The organism is Streptomyces sp. NPDC052773 (assembly GCF_044547145.1).
Taxonomy (GTDB): Bacteria; Actinomycetota; Actinomycetes; order Streptomycetales; family Streptomycetaceae; genus Streptomyces.
The window spans coordinates 793,798-807,782 of record NZ_JBITZX010000001.1 but is presented as its reverse complement, the minus strand read 5'-3'; the positions used below and the strand labels follow the sequence as shown (position 1 = coordinate 807,782).

Here is a 13,985-nt window from a genome sequence, read left to right as displayed (position 1 = left end):
CTGGCAGAACAGTTCAGAGAAGAGGTGCCATGAATTCGGCGACACGGCCCGGCCTGCGCGAGCGCAAGAAACAGCGCACCCGGGACGCGCTGATCCGGGCCGCCCTCGAACTGTTCACCACCCGGGGCTACGAGCAGACCACCGTCGACGAGATCGCCGCCGCCGTCGACGTCTCCCAGCGCACCTTCTTCCGCTACTTCGCGGGCAAGGAGGACGCCGCCCTCGCCGCCCAGCAGCTGGCCATGGAGCACTTCGTCGAGGCCCTGCGCGCCCGCCCCGCCCAGGAGCCGCCGCTGGAGGCGCTGCGCCGGGCACTGGCGGAGGGCTGGGACACCCTGCACGAGGTCGTCGAGGCCGTCGTACCGATCGGGCTGTATCTGCGGATGTACCGGGTGATCGAGTCGACGCCGGTGCTGCTCGCCGCCTATCTGCGCGGCTCCGCGGAGGCCGAGGAGCGGATCGCGCGGCTGATCGCGGAGCGGGAGGGGCTGGACGTGGACGCCGATCCGCGTCCCCGGGTGGCGGTGGCCGTCTTCGGCGGGGTGATAAGGGTCACCGAACGGCTGTGGAGCGCGGGGGACGACTTCAGCGTGGAGGCGCTGCGCGCGTTGACGACGGCCTACCTCGATCAGGTGGGACCGGCGCTCGCGGCGGACTGGCGGAGCACGCCCCCGACCGGCGCCGACGCCTGATCACCACGGCGGATCCACGCCCTCCCACCACCGTGGATCCGGGTTTCGTCACGTCCGATCCACAGCTGATCGCTCAAAACGTGATGCCTGTCACACGCGTCACGCGAGACCCTCTCGTTCTCCTAGTGTGTCCTCCCAGTGACTTCCTTCGATACCTCCCGGCAACTCAACCTCTGGCGCGCTCTGCTCGCGCTGGCGGTGGTCTTCGTCATGCTGGCGACCACCGGCTGGACCGCGATGAAGGGCCAGCGGGAGACCACCCCGATGCAGGCCTCGCTCGACGCCTGGGAGCGGGGGCGGATCGACGGGCACCGGCTGCCTGACCCGGACTCCGGCCCCGCCCGGCTGGCCCGCTTCTTCACCTCCCTCACCGAGACCCAGCGCGTCCGGCTCGCCCACCGCTATCCGCTCGCGGTCGGCAACATGAACGGCGCCCCCGTGGAGCTGCGCTACCGCGCCAACCGCGTCGCGCTCGCCCAGGCCCGCGCGGTCGAGCGCCGGCGCATGCACGACAGCCGGCTCACCCCGGCCGGACAGCACGAGGCCGGGCGCCGGATGCACCGCTTCGAGGCGCTGATGCGCGAGGGGCGGCACATCCTCGCCTTCGACCCCGAGGGATCGGGCCGGATCGCCGAGGTCTTCGGCGACCTCACCCGGGCCGAGCGGGTCTCCGTCGTCGTCCCCGGCGTCGACACCGACCTGCTCACCTTCCAGCGCACCCACCGCGCGTACTCCGCCCCGGTCGGCATGGCGAAGTCGCTGTACGCCGCCGAACGCGCGGCCGGCCCCGGCACCCGGACCGCGGTGATCGCCTGGGCCGACTACACCGCCCCCAGCGGCATCGGCGTGGACGCGGCCACCGCGCGCCGCGCCGCGGACGGCGCCGTCCGGCTGAACGCGCTGGTGCGCGCGCTGCCCGGTGACGCGCCGGTCTCCCTGTTCTGCCACAGCTACGGCTCCGTGGTCTGCGGGGTCGCCGCGCCCGCGCTGCCGCGGCGGGTCACCGACATAGCGGTGGCCGGCAGCCCCGGTATGCGGGTCGCGAAGGCGGCGCACCTCGGCACCTCCGCGCATGTGTGGGCGATGCGGGACGCCGACGACTGGATCCAGGACGTGCCATATCTGGACCTCGGCGGCCTCGGGCACGGCGCGGACCCGATGTCCGCGGCCTTCGGCGCCCGGCTGCTGTCGGCGCGCGGCGCCAAGGGGCACGCCGGGTACTTCGAACCCGGCACGGAGAGCCTGGCGAACCTCGCCGAGATCGGGGTTGGCGCGTACCGCGCGGTGGACTGCGCCGACGATCGGGGCATGTGCCGGGCGGGTTTGTCCGGTGCCTTCCCGGCCGGACGCGCGTAGAGGACGGAAGAACTGCGGTATGCGCAGGGAGGGGACGAAAGAGCGTGTGCCGCATACGATGAGCCGCATGGGTGACGTACTGGCCGGATTTCATGCCGCCTGGGAGTTCGAGTCCGACTCCGTGCTCATCCGTTACGAACGGGGGATTCGGACACCCAAGCTGTTCCAGGCGCTCGGTGAGCGCCGGGTGCCGCTGGCGGCGTTGCAGGGGGTCACGCTGACCCCCGGGAAGCGCGGGACCGTCGTACTGCGCGCGGAGGTGCGGCCGGGGGCCGATCCGCTGCTGGAGGCGGCGGACGGACAGCTCAAGGAGAACGGCGATCCGTATCGGCTGGTGCTGCCCGCCGAGAAGGAAGTGCTCGCCGAGTACTACGCCGACGAACTGCGGGCGCGGCTGACCGAGTCGGGACCGGCGGACCGGTTCCTCGTGACCGCGCCCGGTGCTCCGCTGTCCTTCAAGGCGTACGACGGGAAGGCGTCCTTCGACGGGACGACCGTGCGGTTCCGGTGGTTCTGGACCGGGGCGTCGTCGGCGAAGTGGAAGGCCGGGGACCAGAGTTTCCCCGTCACGGAACTGGGGGGCGTCGAGTGGCGCTCGCCCGAGCTGTTCGAGGGGTATCTGCGGCTGCTGCGGCGCGACGGGTCCGGTCAGGACCAGCCCGTGCAGGCCGACCAGGACCCGGCGGCCGTGGTGTTCGGGCTGGGATACGGGCCCGTGCACGAGTCGTTGCCGTTCGCGGCGGCGGTGCTGGCCGCGGTGCGGGCGCAGGGGCCGATGGCCGCGGTGGCCGCGGCGCACCGGCGCCGCGACCCCGCGGACATCGCCGAACGGATCCGGCATCTCGGGGAACTGCATCAGGCCGGGCTGGTCACCGATGAGGAGTTCTCCGTGAAGAAGGCGGAGTTGCTGGCAGAGCTTTGAGCGTCTGCCGGGTCGGTGCCTTCTTCCGGGTGCGGACCGTATGGGGCTGGTCGCGCAGGTCCCCGCGCCCCTGCCTTTCCCTACTCGCGTCCCGCAGATGTGAACGTCATGTCCGCGTAGCGGTCTCCCGCCACCTGGGAGGCGATCGGTTCCAGGACGGTCAGGTCCTCTTCCGTCAGGGTGATGTGGGCCGCCGCCGTGTTCTCGTCCACCCGGGCCGGCTTGCGGGTGCCGGGGATGGGGATGACCGGGAGGTCGTGGGCCGGCTGCCGGTGGTGGACCCAGGCCAGGGCGATCTGGCCGAGGGTGGCGTCGTGGCGGGCGGCGACCTCGCGGATACGGTCCAGGAGGGCCGCGTTGGCCGCCGCGTTGTCGCCGGTGAAGCGGGGCTGCTGGCGGCGGAAGTCGTCGGGGGTGAGGTCCTCGGCGCGGGCGAAGGAGCCGGTGAGGAAGCCACGCCCGAGCGGGGAATAGGCGACCAGGGCGACGCCGAGTTCGGCCGCCGCCGGGACGACGTTGCGCTCGATGTCCCGGCTGAACAGCGACCACTCGGACTGCAGGGCGGCGATCGGGTGGACCGCGTGCGCGGCGCGCAGTTCGTCGGCCGTGACCTCGCTGAGGCCCAGGTGCTTGACCTTGCCCTCGCGGACCAGCTCGGCCATGACGCCGACGGTCTCCTCGATGGGGACCCGCGGGTCGCGGCGGTGCATGTAGTAGAGGTCGATGACGTCGACGTCGAGGCGCTTGAGGCTGGCCTCGACGGCCTGGCGGATGTACGGCGGGTCGTTGCGGATGATCCGGCGGGTGGGGTCCTCCGGCGGGATCGACAGGGCGAACTTGGTGGCGATGACCAGCTCGTCGCGGTGGGCCCGCACGAAGGGCGCGAGGAAGCGCTCGTTGTCGCCGTCGCCGTAGGCGTCCGCCGTGTCGAACAGGGTGACGCCGCGTTCCAGCGCCCGTTCCAGAGTGGCCCGGGACTCCTCGGCGTCGGCCGGGCCGTAGGCGAAGCTCATGCCCATGCAGCCGAGGCCCTGCACTCCCACCTCCGGGCCGTGCGCGCCGAGCTGGACGGTGGGGATGGTGCTGTCGGTCATCGGGTCCTCTCCGAATAGAAGCCGATCTTGCGGTCGAGTACGGCGAGCGTGTCCTGGAGCTCGGTGATCCTCGCGAGGACGTCCCGGCGGGTCGCCTCCAGCAGCTCGCGCCGTTCGCCGTAGGTGTGGTCGCCCTGGCGCACCAGCTCGGCGTACCGGACCATGTCGGCGACCGGCATGCCGGTCAGCCGCAGCTTGCCGACCAGGTCGAGCCAGTCCAGGTCGCGGTTGGTGTAGCGGCGCTGGCCGGTGTGCGAGCGGTCGATGTGGGACATCAGGCCGATCCGCTCGTACCAGCGCAGGGTGTGCGCGCTGAGGCCGGTGAAGGCGGCGACCTCGCTGATCGTGTAGCGGTCCTGGCCGTCCGGGCGTGGGTGCCGGCGTGGCGCGGCGGAGCAGATGTCGGTCCTGCTGGGCTTGTCCTCGGTGGCCGCGGGCATGGTCTGCATCACCGTCATGACCTCCACGCTATGACCTTGGAGTGCACTCGAAGCAAGGGAAATCCGGCCGGACCCGTCGACGGACCCGTCGCGGTGAGCGCTTAGGCTCGACGCATGTCGCTGAACAGCCTCGCGTTGATCGAGAACTGGCCGGTTCCCGCCGCCGCAGCGGGTGTCGTACGGGCCGACGGGACGGTCCTCGGGACCCATGGGCCGGTGGACCGGCGCTTCCCGCTGGCCTCGGTCACCAAGCCATTGGCCGCGTACGCCGTGCTGGTCGCCTATGAGGAGGGCGCGATCGAGCTGGACGAACCGGCGGGGCCGGAGGGCTCGACGGTGCGTCATCTGCTGGCGCACACCTCGGGGCTGGCCTTCGACGAGCACCGCTCGATGGGGGCGCCCGGGGAGCGGCGGCTCTACTCGAACGCCGGGTTCGAGGTGCTGGGTGATCATGTGGCGAAGGCCACGGACATTCCCTTCGCGGAGTATCTGCGGCAGGGGGTGCTGGAGCCGCTGGGGATGACGTCGACGAGCCTCGAGGGCTCCCCGGCGAAGGACGGCGTGTCGAGCGTGGCGGATCTGCTGCGGTTCGCGGCGGAGGTGCAGGCGCCGCGGCTGCTGGATCCGCGGACGGTGGCCGAGGCGATGAGTGTGCAGTATCCGGGGACGAAGGGTGTGCTGCCGGGGTACGGGCATCAGAACCCGAACGACTGGGGCCTCGGGTTCGAGATCCGGGACGGGAAGTCGCCGCACTGGACGGGGGCTTCGTCGTCGCCTCGGACGTTCGGGCACTTCGGGCAGTCCGGGACGTTTCTGTGGATCGATCCGGAGGCGGGGGTGGCGTGCGTGGCGCTGACCGATCGCGCGTTCGGGCCGTGGGCGGTCGAGGCGTGGCCGAGCTTTACGGACGCGGTGCTGGCGGAGTCGCGGGGCCACCGCCAGGGCTAGGGGGTGTCTCGTCAGGTCATTGCCCAGAGCAGGACTTCCGTCGCCGTCAGTGCCTCTGCCTCCAGGGGCTCTGCCTCCGTGATCCTCGCCGCGTCGCCGGGGTGCAACGTCTCCGTGTTCAGGTGGAGGTCGCCTCGGACGACGTGGAGGTAGAGGTGGGGCGCGGGCGGGAGAGTGGTGCGTTCGCCCGGTGTGAGTCTGCGCACATGGAGGGTGGCGCCCGCGGCGGGGAGTTCGTACGGGGTGGTGAGGGCTCGGGTGATCCCGTAGGAGGGGGTGCCGCCGGGGGTCCGGGGGGCCAGCCACATCTGGATGAAGGTGAGCGGGGTGTCGGCGTCGTTGCGCTCGACGTGGCGGACTCCGGCCGCGGCGCTGAGGTGCTGGACGTCGCCGGGGCGTACGACGCTCTCGTGGCCCGTGGAGTCGCGGTGGGTCAGCTCGCCCTCGACGACCCAGGTGACGATCTCGGTGTGGCTGTGCGGGTGCTCGCCGAACCCGGCGCCCGGGGCGAGGTGCTCCTCGTTGCAGGCGATCAGCGCGCCGAAGCGCAGGTTGTCGGGGTCGTAGTGCGAGCCGAAGGAGAAGGCGTGCCGGGATACGATCCCCGCCTCCGGGTCCCCTCCGGGATAGCGCTCGCCGGCGCGCCGTATGTCCATCACGCATCCCACCGTAGACGTCAGTGACGACCCGGCGGCGCATGCTCCCGTCCCGATAAGGCAGTCTTGTCCCGTGCCCGAACCCGAAGCCAGCAGTCCCGAAGCCGCACACCGCGCCCATCCGCACACCGCGACCCTGAAGCGGCTGGAGAAGTCCTCCGGATCCCTCGCCGCGCAGGCCATCGCGCGCATGGACGAGACCCTGCCGTGGTACCGGGCCATGCCACCGGAGAACCGTTCCTGGATCGGGCTGGTCGCCCAGGCCGGTATCGCGGCGTTCACGGAGTGGTTCCGGCACCCGGACGCCCCGCAGGCGATCTCCACCGATGTCTTCGGGACCGCGCCGCGCGAGCTGACCCGGGCGATCACGCTGCGGCAGACCGTGGAGATGGTGCGCACCACCATCGAGGTCATGGAGAGCGCGATCGACGAGGTCGCGGCGCCCGGGGACGAGTCCGTGCTGCGCGAGGCGCTGCTGGTGTACGCGCGGGAGATCGCCTTCGCCACCGCCCAGGTCTACGCCCAGGCCGCCGAGGCACGCGGTGCCTGGGACGCCCGCCTGGAGTCGCTGGTCGTCAACGCGGTGCTCAGCGGGGAGGCCGACGAGGGCGCCGTGTCGCGGGCCGCGGCGCTCGGCTGGAACTCGCCGGAGCATGTGTGCGTGGTGCTGGGCACGGCACCCGACGGCGACTCCGAGCTGACCGTGGAGGCGATCCGGCGGGCGGCCCGGCACGCCAAGCTCCAGGTGCTGACCGGGGTGCTCGGGGACCGGCTGGTCGTCATCGCCGGCGGCAGCGACAACCCGCTGGCCGTGGCGAAGTCGCTGATCGGGCCGTTCGCCGCCGGGCCCGTCGTGGCCGGGCCGATCGTGCCGGACCTGCTGGCCGCGACCCGGTCCGCGCAGGCAGCCGCGGCCGGGCTGAAGGCGTGTTCCGCCTGGCAGGACGCCCCGCGGCCGGTGCTGGCGGACGATCTGCTGCCGGAGCGCGCGATCGCCGGAGACCCGAGCGCCCGCGAGCAGTTGGTGGAGGAGATCTACAGACCGCTGGAGGAGGCCGGGTCGGCGCTCCTGGAGACGCTGAGCGTGTATCTGGAGCAGGCGAGCAGCCTGGAGGGGGCCGCCCGGATGCTCTTCGTTCACCCGAACACCGTCCGCTACCGGCTCCGACGTGTGACTGACGTCACCGGTTGGTCCCCTTCCGATGTACGCTCCGCCTTCACACTGCGGATCGCGCTGATCCTGGGGCGTCTGGTCGACGGGGATCTCCAGCTCTAGGCTTTTGTGCGGGGTCCACAAAACCCCCTGCTGTTCTTCGTCCTTGTCCCCACGGGCGGCCGTGCCCGTCCCCAAGAGAGAGTGTGAGAGTGCTCGTACTCGTCGCTCCCGGCCAGGGCGCTCAGACGCCCGGCTTCCTGACCCCCTGGCTCGACCTGCCCGGCGCCGCCGAACGCGTCGCCGCCTGGTCGGACGCCATCGGACTGGACCTCGCCCACTACGGCACGAAGGCCGACGCGGAGGAGATCCGCGACACCGCCGTCGCCCAGCCGCTGCTGGTCGCCGCCGGCATCCTGTCGGCCACGGCACTCGGTGACATCCGGCCGGGTGCGGTCGCGGGCCACAGCGTCGGTGAGATCACCGCCGCCGCCCTCTCCGGTGTCCTCGACGACACCGCCGCGCTGACCCTCGTCCGCAAGCGCGGGCTCGCCATGGCGGAGGCCGCCGCGATCACCGCGACCGGCATGTCGGCGCTGCTCGGCGGCGACCCCGAGGTGAGCGTCGCGCACCTGGAGAAGCTGGGCCTGACCCCGGCGAACGTCAACGGCGCCGGTCAGATCGTCGCCGCCGGCACGCTGGAGCAGCTGGCCGCGCTGAACGAGGACAAGCCCGAGGGCGTCCGGAAGATCGTTCCGCTGAAGGTGGCCGGCGCGTTCCACACGCACCACATGGCGCCCGCGGTCGACAAGCTGGCCGAGGCCGCCCGCGAGCTCACGCCCGCCGACCCGGCGGTGCCCTACGTGTCCAACAAGGACGGACAGACCGTCGCCACCGGCGACGAGGTCGTCTCCCGGCTGGTCGGCCAGGTCGCCAACCCGGTCCGCTGGGACCTGTGCATGGAGACCTTCAAGGCCATGGGCGTCACCGCCCTGCTGGAGGTCTGCCCCGGCGGCACCCTCACCGGTCTCGCCAAGCGCGCGCTGCCCGGTGTGAAGACGCTGGCCCTGAAGACCCCCGACGACCTCGACGCGGCCCGCGAACTCATCGCGGCCGCAACGGAATCTGCCGCTGACGCGGCGGGCGCCTGATCCTGAAGGAGCCGACCGACACATGTCGAAGATCAAGCCCGCGAAGGGCGCCCCGTACGCCCGCATCCTGGGCGTGGGCGGCTACCGGCCCACCCGTGTGGTGCCCAACGAGGTGATCCTCGAGACGATCGACTCCTCGGACGAGTGGATCCGTTCGCGGTCCGGCATCCAGACGCGGCACTGGGCGAACGACGAGGAGACCGTCGCCGCGATGTCGCTGGAGGCGTCCGGCAAGGCCATCGCGGACGCCGGGATCACCGCCGAGCAGATCGGCGCGGTGATCGTCTCCACCGTCACGCACTTCAAGCAGACTCCGGCCGTCGCCACCGAGATCGCCGACAAGCTCGGCACGAACAAGGCCGCCGCCTTCGACATCTCGGCGGGCTGCGCCGGCTTCGGCTACGGCCTCACCCTCGCCAAGGGCATGATCGTCGAGGGTTCCGCCGAGTACGTGCTGGTCATCGGCGTGGAGCGGCTGAGCGACCTCACCGACCTGGAGGACCGGGCGACGGCCTTCCTGTTCGGTGACGGCGCCGGCGCGGTCGTCGTCGGCCCCTCGGACGAGCCCGCGATCGGCCCCACCATCTGGGGCTCCGAGGGCGACAAGTCCGAGACCATCAAGCAGACCGTGCCGTGGACGGACTACCGCACGGGCGATGTCGAGCGGTTCCCCGCGATCACGCAGGAGGGCCAGGCGGTGTTCCGCTGGGCCGTCTTCGAGATGGCGAAGGTCGCCCAGCAGGCGCTGGACGCGGCCGGGGTATCCGCCGACGACCTGGACGTCTTCATTCCGCACCAGGCCAACGAGCGGATCATCGACTCGATGGTGAAGACCCTGAAGCTGCCGGAGTCCGTCACGGTCGCCCGTGACGTGCGCACCACCGGCAACACCTCGGCCGCCTCGATCCCGCTCGCGATGGAGCGGCTTCTGGCGACCGGCGAGGCGAAGAGCGGCGACACCGCGCTCGTCATCGGATTCGGGGCGGGTCTCGTCTACGCCGCGTCGGTCGTTACCCTCCCCTAGGCACTCCGTGCCGGATCGTTCCGGTCCGCTGCGGATGCCACCGCCACACCCTCTGGAAAACAACGAAGGAGCGCCAACATGGCCGCCACTCAGGAAGAGATCGTCGCCGGTCTCGCCGACATCGTGAACGAGATCGCCGGCATCCCGGTTGAGGACGTCCAGCTGGACAAGTCCTTCACCGACGACCTGGACGTCGACTCGCTGTCCATGGTCGAGGTCGTCGTCGCCGCCGAGGAGCGCTTCGACGTCAAGATCCCCGACGAGGACGTCAAGAACCTCAAGACCGTCGGCGACGCGACCGAGTACATCCTCAAGCACCAGGCCTGATCCTCAGGCTGCTGCCTGCCCCGCCACCCGGCGGTGGCGCCGCTGAATCCACCGATCTGGAGAAAGAATTCCCGTGAGCCCGACCAATCGCACCGTGGTCGTCACCGGTATCGGCGCAACCACACCGCTGGGTGGCGACGCAGCCTCCACCTGGGAGGGCCTGGTCGCCGGGCGCTCCGGCGTCAAGCCCCTCGAACAGGACTGGGCCGCCGAGCAGGCGGTCCGTATCGCCGCGCCCGTGGCCGTGGAGCCCACCGAGGTCATCCCGCGGCCGCAGGCCCGCCGGCTGGACCGGTCCGCGCAGTTCGCGCTGGTCGCCGCCCAGGAGGCGTGGGCCGACGCGGGTTTCACCGGCAAGGCCGGTGAGGACGGCTCGGTCGACCCGGACCGGCTGGGCGCCGTCATCGCCTCCGGCATCGGTGGTGTGACGACCCTGCTGGACCAGTACGACGTGCTGAAGGAGAAGGGCGTCCGCCGCGTCTCCCCGCACACCGTTCCCATGCTCATGCCGAACAGCCCGTCGGCGAACGTGGGTCTGGCCGTGAACGCCCGCGCGGGTGTGCACACGCCGGTCTCCGCGTGCGCGTCCGGCGCCGAGGCCATCGGCTACGCCATCGAGATGATCCGCACCGGCCGCGCGGACGTGGTCGTCGCCGGCGGTACGGAGGCGGCCATCCACCCGCTGCCGATCGCCGCGTTCGGCAACATGATGGCGATGTCCAAGAACAACGACGACCCGCAGGGCGCGTCCCGGCCGTACGACGTGGCCCGTGACGGCTTCGTCCTCGGCGAGGGCGCCGGTGTGATCGTCCTGGAGTCCGCCGAGCACGCCGCCAAGCGCGGGGCCCGGGTGTACGCCGAGGCGGTCGGGCAGGGTGTCTCCGCCGACAGCCACGACATCGTGCAGCCGGAGCCGGAGGGCCGCGGTATCGCCCACGCGCTGCAGAACCTGCTGGAGCGGACCGACCTGGACCCGGCGGAGATCGTGCACGTGAACGCGCACGCGACGTCGACGCCGGCCGGTGACGTGGCCGAGCTGAAGGCGCTGCGGAAGGTGTTCGGTGACGAGGCCGACCACTTCGCGGTGTCCGCGACGAAGTCGATGACCGGGCATCTGCTGGGTGGTGCGGGTGGTGTCGAGTCCGTCGCCACGATTCTCGCGCTGTACCACCGGGTGGCACCGCCCACCATCAACATCGAGAACCTCGACCCGGAGGCGGAGGCGCACGCGGACATCGTCCGCGGGGAGGCGCGGAAGCTGCCCGTGGACGGGCGGATCGCGGCTCTGAACGACTCGTTCGGGTTCGGCGGGCACAACGTGGTGCTGGCGTTCCGTACGGTCTGAGCGCCGCAGGACACGTCGGTACGAAGCTGAAGGGCCCCCACCACGCGGTGGGGGCCCTTCGGCGTGTACGGGAAACTCACACCACCTGGTGGAGCCAGCGGACCGGGGCGCCCTCGCCCGCGTATCTGAAGGGCTCAAGTTCGTCGTCCCAGGGCTTGCCGAGGAGCTTGGCGATCTCCGCTTCGAGGTCGGTTTCGCCGCGCTGGGAGCGCAGGAGGGCGGCGCGGAGGCGGTCCTCGGGGATGAGGATGTCGCCGTGGATGCCGGTGACGGCGTGGAAGATGCCGAGGTCGGGGGTGCAGCTGTAGCGCTCGCCCTCGGCGGTGGGGCAGGGTTCGGCGGTGACCTCGAAGCGGAGCAGGTGCCAGCCGCGCAGGGCGGAGGCCAGCTTGGACGCGGTGCCCGCCTCGCCCTGCCAGGAGAACTCCGAGCGCCAGGTACCGGGGGCGGCGGGCTGGCGGATCCAGTCGAGGTTGACGCGCGTGCCGAGCACCCCGGCGACGGCCCACTCGACGTGCGGGCACAGCGCGCGCGGAGCGGAGTGCACGTACAGAACTCCACGTGTCGTCACCGGGACCTCCGGGCTGAGCGGGACTGGGTGCGGACGGGCGGGCGGCGGTGGCCCTGGCAGGCCACGTTGATGGCGAGGCTACCGTGCGGCGGCGCAAGGAGTGTGACGTACCGTCGGTCCCGGCACCGGGAAACTCCCGCCATTCACCCGGCAGGACGCCTGTGCGGGTGTGACCCGTTGCATGGGGTGCGCCGGGAACCCTGGAACGCTGTCATGGGTTGGGGAACATGACACGACATCACGGGTGACAAGGGATGGACCAGGGCATGCGGAAGCCGCGCAACCGTCGCCGCCGTTCGCGGGCCGTCCTCGCGGGCCTGACCGCCGCCGCCGTGCTGGGGGTCACCGGCTGTGACGCCGTGGGCGGCGACGCGCCGAGCCCGTCGGGCAGCGGCGAGCGCCGCGCGTCGCCCACGCCGACGCCGGACTGGGACACCACCCCGCGGTCGATCGCCGCGGTCGGCGACTCCATCACCCGCGGCTTCGACGCCTGTACGGTCCTGTCGGACTGCCCCGAGGTGTCGTGGGCGACCGGCAGCAGCCCGGAGGTCGACAGTCTGGCCGTACGGCTGCTGGGGCGGTCCCGCGCGGCCTCGCACAGCTGGAACTACGCGGTGACCGGGGCGCGGATGGCGGATCTGCCCGGGCAGATGGCGCGGGCGGCGGCGCGCCGGCCGGAGCTGGTGACGGTGATGGCGGGCGCGAACGACGCCTGCCGGGCCTCGGCGGACGCGATGACGCCGGTGGCCGACTTCCGCGCGGACTTCACGGACGCCCTGCGCACCCTGCGCCGGAGCGCGCCCAAGGCGCAGGTGTACGTGGCGAGCGTGCCGAACCTGATGCGGCTGTGGTCGCAGGGGCGGACCAGCCCGCTCGGCAGGCAGGTGTGGAAGCTGGGGATCTGCCCGTCGATGCTGGGTGACGCCGAGGCCCTGGACGCGGCGGCGCGGCTGCGGCGGTCGACGGTGCACCAGCGGGTGGAGGCGTACAACCGGGTGCTGCGCGAGGTCTGCGCGAAGGACCGGTACTGCCGCTTCGACGGCGGCGCGGTGTTCGAGTACCGGTTCGGGGTGGCGCAGTTGAGCCAGTGGGACTGGTTCCATCCGAGCGTGGACGGCCAGGCGCGGCTCGCGGAGATCGCGTATCGCACGGTGACGGCCCGCACAGCGTCCTCCTAGGGACATCACCGGAGTGTGACCTAGGGTTCCGCTCATGAACGATCACTTCGGCACACTTCCCGACGGCACCCCGGTGCACCGCTGGACCCTGGAGCGGGCCGGCGTGCGGGTGCGGGTGCTCTCGTACGGCGGGATCGTGCAGTCGCTGGAGGTGCCCGGCCGGGACGGGCGGACGGCGAACGTCGTCCTGGGGTTCGACGGACTGGACGGCTATCTGGAGCACCGGGGCGGGTATCTCGGCGCCCTCGTCGGCCGGTACGCCAACCGGATCGCCGGCGCCCGGTTCACGCTGGACGGGTTCACCTACGCCCTCGCCCCGAACGACGGGCCGAACACGCTGCACGGCGGCGACGGCGGTTTCGACCGGCGGGTGTGGGAGGTGACGCCGGTCGAGCACGGGCTGCGGCTGCACCGGGTCAGCCCGCACGGCGAGGAGGGGTTCCCCGGGCGGCTGGCGGTGTCGGCGACGTACACGCTGGACGCCGACGGGGCGCTGCGGATCGCGTACGAGGCGGTCACGGACGCGCCGACCGTGGTGAACCTGACGAACCACAGCTACTTCGACCTGTCGGGCGGCGGGTCCGGTCCCGCGAGCGGGCACGAGCTGCGGATCGCCGCCTCGCGGTACACGCCGGTGGACGAGGACCTGATCCCGACGGGGGTCGCGGAGGTCGCCGGGACGCGGTTCGACTTCCGCAAGGCGCGGGAGACGGGGACCGGGTACGACCACAACTTCGTGCTGGACAAGGGGGTCACGCGGGCGGCGGAGGAGGCCGCCGAGCTGTACGACCCCGGGTCCGGGCGGTTGCTGACGGTGGCGACCACCGAGCCCGGTCTCCAGCTCTACACGGCGGACCATCTCGGCGGGCCCTTCTCCCCCGGCGCCGGGATCGCGCTGGAGACCCAGCACTTCCCGGACTCGCCGAACCGGCCGGAGTTCCCGAGCACGGTGCTGCGGCCGGGTGAGGTGTTCCGCTCCGAAACCGTGTACGGCTTCTCGGTGCGCGGCTGAGGGACGAGCCCCGGCCCGGTGTCAGGTGCCGGACCGGGGCTGCTCGGCAGGACGAGTCGTCCCGGTTCCGACGTTAACCGGGCACGGTGATCCCGCGACCGGCGATCGGGTCCCTC

General features: G+C 71.9%; 15 protein-coding genes. 11 read left to right on the top strand and 4 right to left on the bottom strand.

Annotation, left to right across the window (positions count from 1 at the left end):
* Window positions 1-29 precede the first annotated feature (29 nt).
* The 3 genes from ACIG0D_RS03745 (at window position 30) to ACIG0D_RS03735 (ending at window position 2,970) form a co-directional block, all read left to right on the top strand.
* Window positions 30-692 (top strand): TetR family transcriptional regulator, encoded by a 663-nt coding sequence (locus ACIG0D_RS03745; protein ID WP_399796041.1) that lies wholly within the window; start codon window positions 30-32, stop codon window positions 690-692.
* Window positions 693-830: 138 nt separating this feature from the next.
* Window positions 831-2,048: an alpha/beta hydrolase gene (locus ACIG0D_RS03740; protein WP_399796040.1), complete on the top strand. Its 1,218-nt coding sequence runs from the start codon at window positions 831-833 to the stop codon at window positions 2,046-2,048.
* A 58-nt stretch (window positions 2,049-2,106) separates the two neighbouring features.
* Entirely contained in the window at window positions 2,107-2,970 is an 864-nt protein-coding gene (locus tag ACIG0D_RS03735) for a DUF4429 domain-containing protein (RefSeq protein WP_399796039.1), read from the top strand.
* Between the two features lie 80 nt (window positions 2,971-3,050).
* Here ACIG0D_RS03735 and ACIG0D_RS03730 read toward each other — a convergent pair whose 3' ends face one another.
* Both ACIG0D_RS03730 and ACIG0D_RS03725 read right to left on the bottom strand, forming a co-directional pair.
* Window positions 3,051-4,064, bottom strand: a complete 1,014-nt coding sequence (locus ACIG0D_RS03730) for an aldo/keto reductase (RefSeq protein ID WP_399796037.1) — start codon at window positions 4,062-4,064, stop codon at window positions 3,051-3,053.
* Window positions 4,061-4,522 carry a MerR family transcriptional regulator gene (locus ACIG0D_RS03725; RefSeq protein ID WP_399796036.1) on the bottom strand — a complete coding sequence of 154 codons (462 nt, stop codon included), beginning with the start codon at window positions 4,520-4,522 and terminating at the stop codon, window positions 4,061-4,063. The genes ACIG0D_RS03730 and ACIG0D_RS03725 overlap by 4 nt, the downstream gene beginning before the upstream one ends.
* A 96-nt stretch (window positions 4,523-4,618) precedes the next feature.
* Between ACIG0D_RS03725 and ACIG0D_RS03720 the strand changes: the two genes are divergently transcribed.
* Window positions 4,619-5,452, top strand: a complete 834-nt coding sequence (locus ACIG0D_RS03720; protein WP_399796035.1) for a serine hydrolase domain-containing protein — start codon at window positions 4,619-4,621, stop codon at window positions 5,450-5,452.
* Between the two features lie 11 nt (window positions 5,453-5,463).
* Here ACIG0D_RS03720 and ACIG0D_RS03715 read toward each other — a convergent pair whose 3' ends face one another.
* On the bottom strand, window positions 5,464-6,108 hold the full coding sequence (locus tag ACIG0D_RS03715; RefSeq protein WP_399796352.1) for a pirin family protein: 645 nt from the start codon (window positions 6,106-6,108) through the stop codon (window positions 5,464-5,466).
* A gap of 73 nt (window positions 6,109-6,181) precedes the next feature.
* On the opposite strand from ACIG0D_RS03715, the gene fasR reads away from it, so the two are divergent.
* The 5 genes from fasR to fabF all read left to right on the top strand — a co-directional run bounded on the left by fasR (window position 6,182) and on the right by fabF (window position 11,108).
* Window positions 6,182-7,384, top strand: a complete 1,203-nt coding sequence (fasR, locus tag ACIG0D_RS03710; protein ID WP_399796034.1) for a fatty acid biosynthesis transcriptional regulator FasR — start codon at window positions 6,182-6,184, stop codon at window positions 7,382-7,384.
* A gap of 89 nt (window positions 7,385-7,473) precedes the next feature.
* On the top strand, window positions 7,474-8,412 hold the full coding sequence (locus ACIG0D_RS03705; protein ID WP_399796033.1) for an ACP S-malonyltransferase: 939 nt from the start codon (window positions 7,474-7,476) through the stop codon (window positions 8,410-8,412).
* A gap of 22 nt (window positions 8,413-8,434) precedes the next feature.
* Window positions 8,435-9,436: a ketoacyl-ACP synthase III gene (locus ACIG0D_RS03700; RefSeq protein ID WP_399796032.1), complete on the top strand. Its 1,002-nt coding sequence runs from the start codon at window positions 8,435-8,437 to the stop codon at window positions 9,434-9,436.
* Window positions 9,437-9,514: 78 nt separating this feature from the next.
* Complete coding sequence (locus ACIG0D_RS03695; protein ID WP_043500565.1) at window positions 9,515-9,763, top strand: acyl carrier protein; 249 nt, start codon at window positions 9,515-9,517, stop codon at window positions 9,761-9,763.
* A 73-nt stretch (window positions 9,764-9,836) separates the two neighbouring features.
* Window positions 9,837-11,108 carry a beta-ketoacyl-ACP synthase II gene (gene fabF, locus ACIG0D_RS03690; RefSeq protein WP_399796031.1) on the top strand — a complete coding sequence of 424 codons (1,272 nt, stop codon included), beginning with the start codon at window positions 9,837-9,839 and terminating at the stop codon, window positions 11,106-11,108.
* Window positions 11,109-11,184: 76 nt separating this feature from the next.
* Here the strand turns inward: fabF and ACIG0D_RS03685 are convergent, their stop codons facing one another.
* On the bottom strand, window positions 11,185-11,679 hold the full coding sequence (locus ACIG0D_RS03685) for a DUF3145 domain-containing protein (protein ID WP_086168131.1): 495 nt from the start codon (window positions 11,677-11,679) through the stop codon (window positions 11,185-11,187).
* A gap of 266 nt (window positions 11,680-11,945) precedes the next feature.
* Here ACIG0D_RS03685 and ACIG0D_RS03680 point away from each other — a divergent pair, with 266 nt between their 5' ends.
* Together ACIG0D_RS03680 and ACIG0D_RS03675 are read left to right on the top strand one after the other, a co-directional pair.
* Window positions 11,946-12,857, top strand: coding sequence for an SGNH/GDSL hydrolase family protein (locus tag ACIG0D_RS03680; protein WP_399796030.1), 912 nt, complete (start codon window positions 11,946-11,948; stop codon window positions 12,855-12,857).
* Between the two features lie 34 nt (window positions 12,858-12,891).
* On the top strand, window positions 12,892-13,869 hold the full coding sequence (locus ACIG0D_RS03675) for an aldose epimerase family protein (protein WP_399796029.1): 978 nt from the start codon (window positions 12,892-12,894) through the stop codon (window positions 13,867-13,869).
* Window positions 13,870-13,985: the final 116 nt, after the last annotated feature.

Bases quoted from the DNA above. Each gene is read 5' to 3' on its own strand.
- ACIG0D_RS03745 (WP_399796041.1), top strand. From the start codon at position 30: ATGAATTCGGCGACACGGCCCGGCCTGCGCGAGCGCAAGAAACAGCGC.
- ACIG0D_RS03735 (WP_399796039.1), top strand. From the start codon at position 2,107: ATGAGCCGCATGGGTGACGTACTGGCCGGATTTCATGCCGCCTGGGAG.
- ACIG0D_RS03730 (WP_399796037.1), bottom strand. From the start codon at position 4,064: ATGACCGACAGCACCATCCCCACCGTCCAGCTCGGCGCGCACGGCCCG.
- ACIG0D_RS03725 (WP_399796036.1), bottom strand. From the start codon at position 4,522: ATGACGGTGATGCAGACCATGCCCGCGGCCACCGAGGACAAGCCCAGC.
- ACIG0D_RS03720 (WP_399796035.1), top strand. From the start codon at position 4,619: ATGTCGCTGAACAGCCTCGCGTTGATCGAGAACTGGCCGGTTCCCGCC.
- ACIG0D_RS03715 (WP_399796352.1), bottom strand. From the start codon at position 6,108: ATGGACATACGGCGCGCCGGCGAGCGCTATCCCGGAGGGGACCCGGAG.
- ACIG0D_RS03700 (WP_399796032.1), top strand. From the start codon at position 8,435: ATGTCGAAGATCAAGCCCGCGAAGGGCGCCCCGTACGCCCGCATCCTG.
- ACIG0D_RS03695 (WP_043500565.1), top strand. From the start codon at position 9,515: ATGGCCGCCACTCAGGAAGAGATCGTCGCCGGTCTCGCCGACATCGTG.
- ACIG0D_RS03680 (WP_399796030.1), top strand. From the start codon at position 11,946: ATGCGGAAGCCGCGCAACCGTCGCCGCCGTTCGCGGGCCGTCCTCGCG.
- ACIG0D_RS03675 (WP_399796029.1), top strand. From the start codon at position 12,892: ATGAACGATCACTTCGGCACACTTCCCGACGGCACCCCGGTGCACCGC.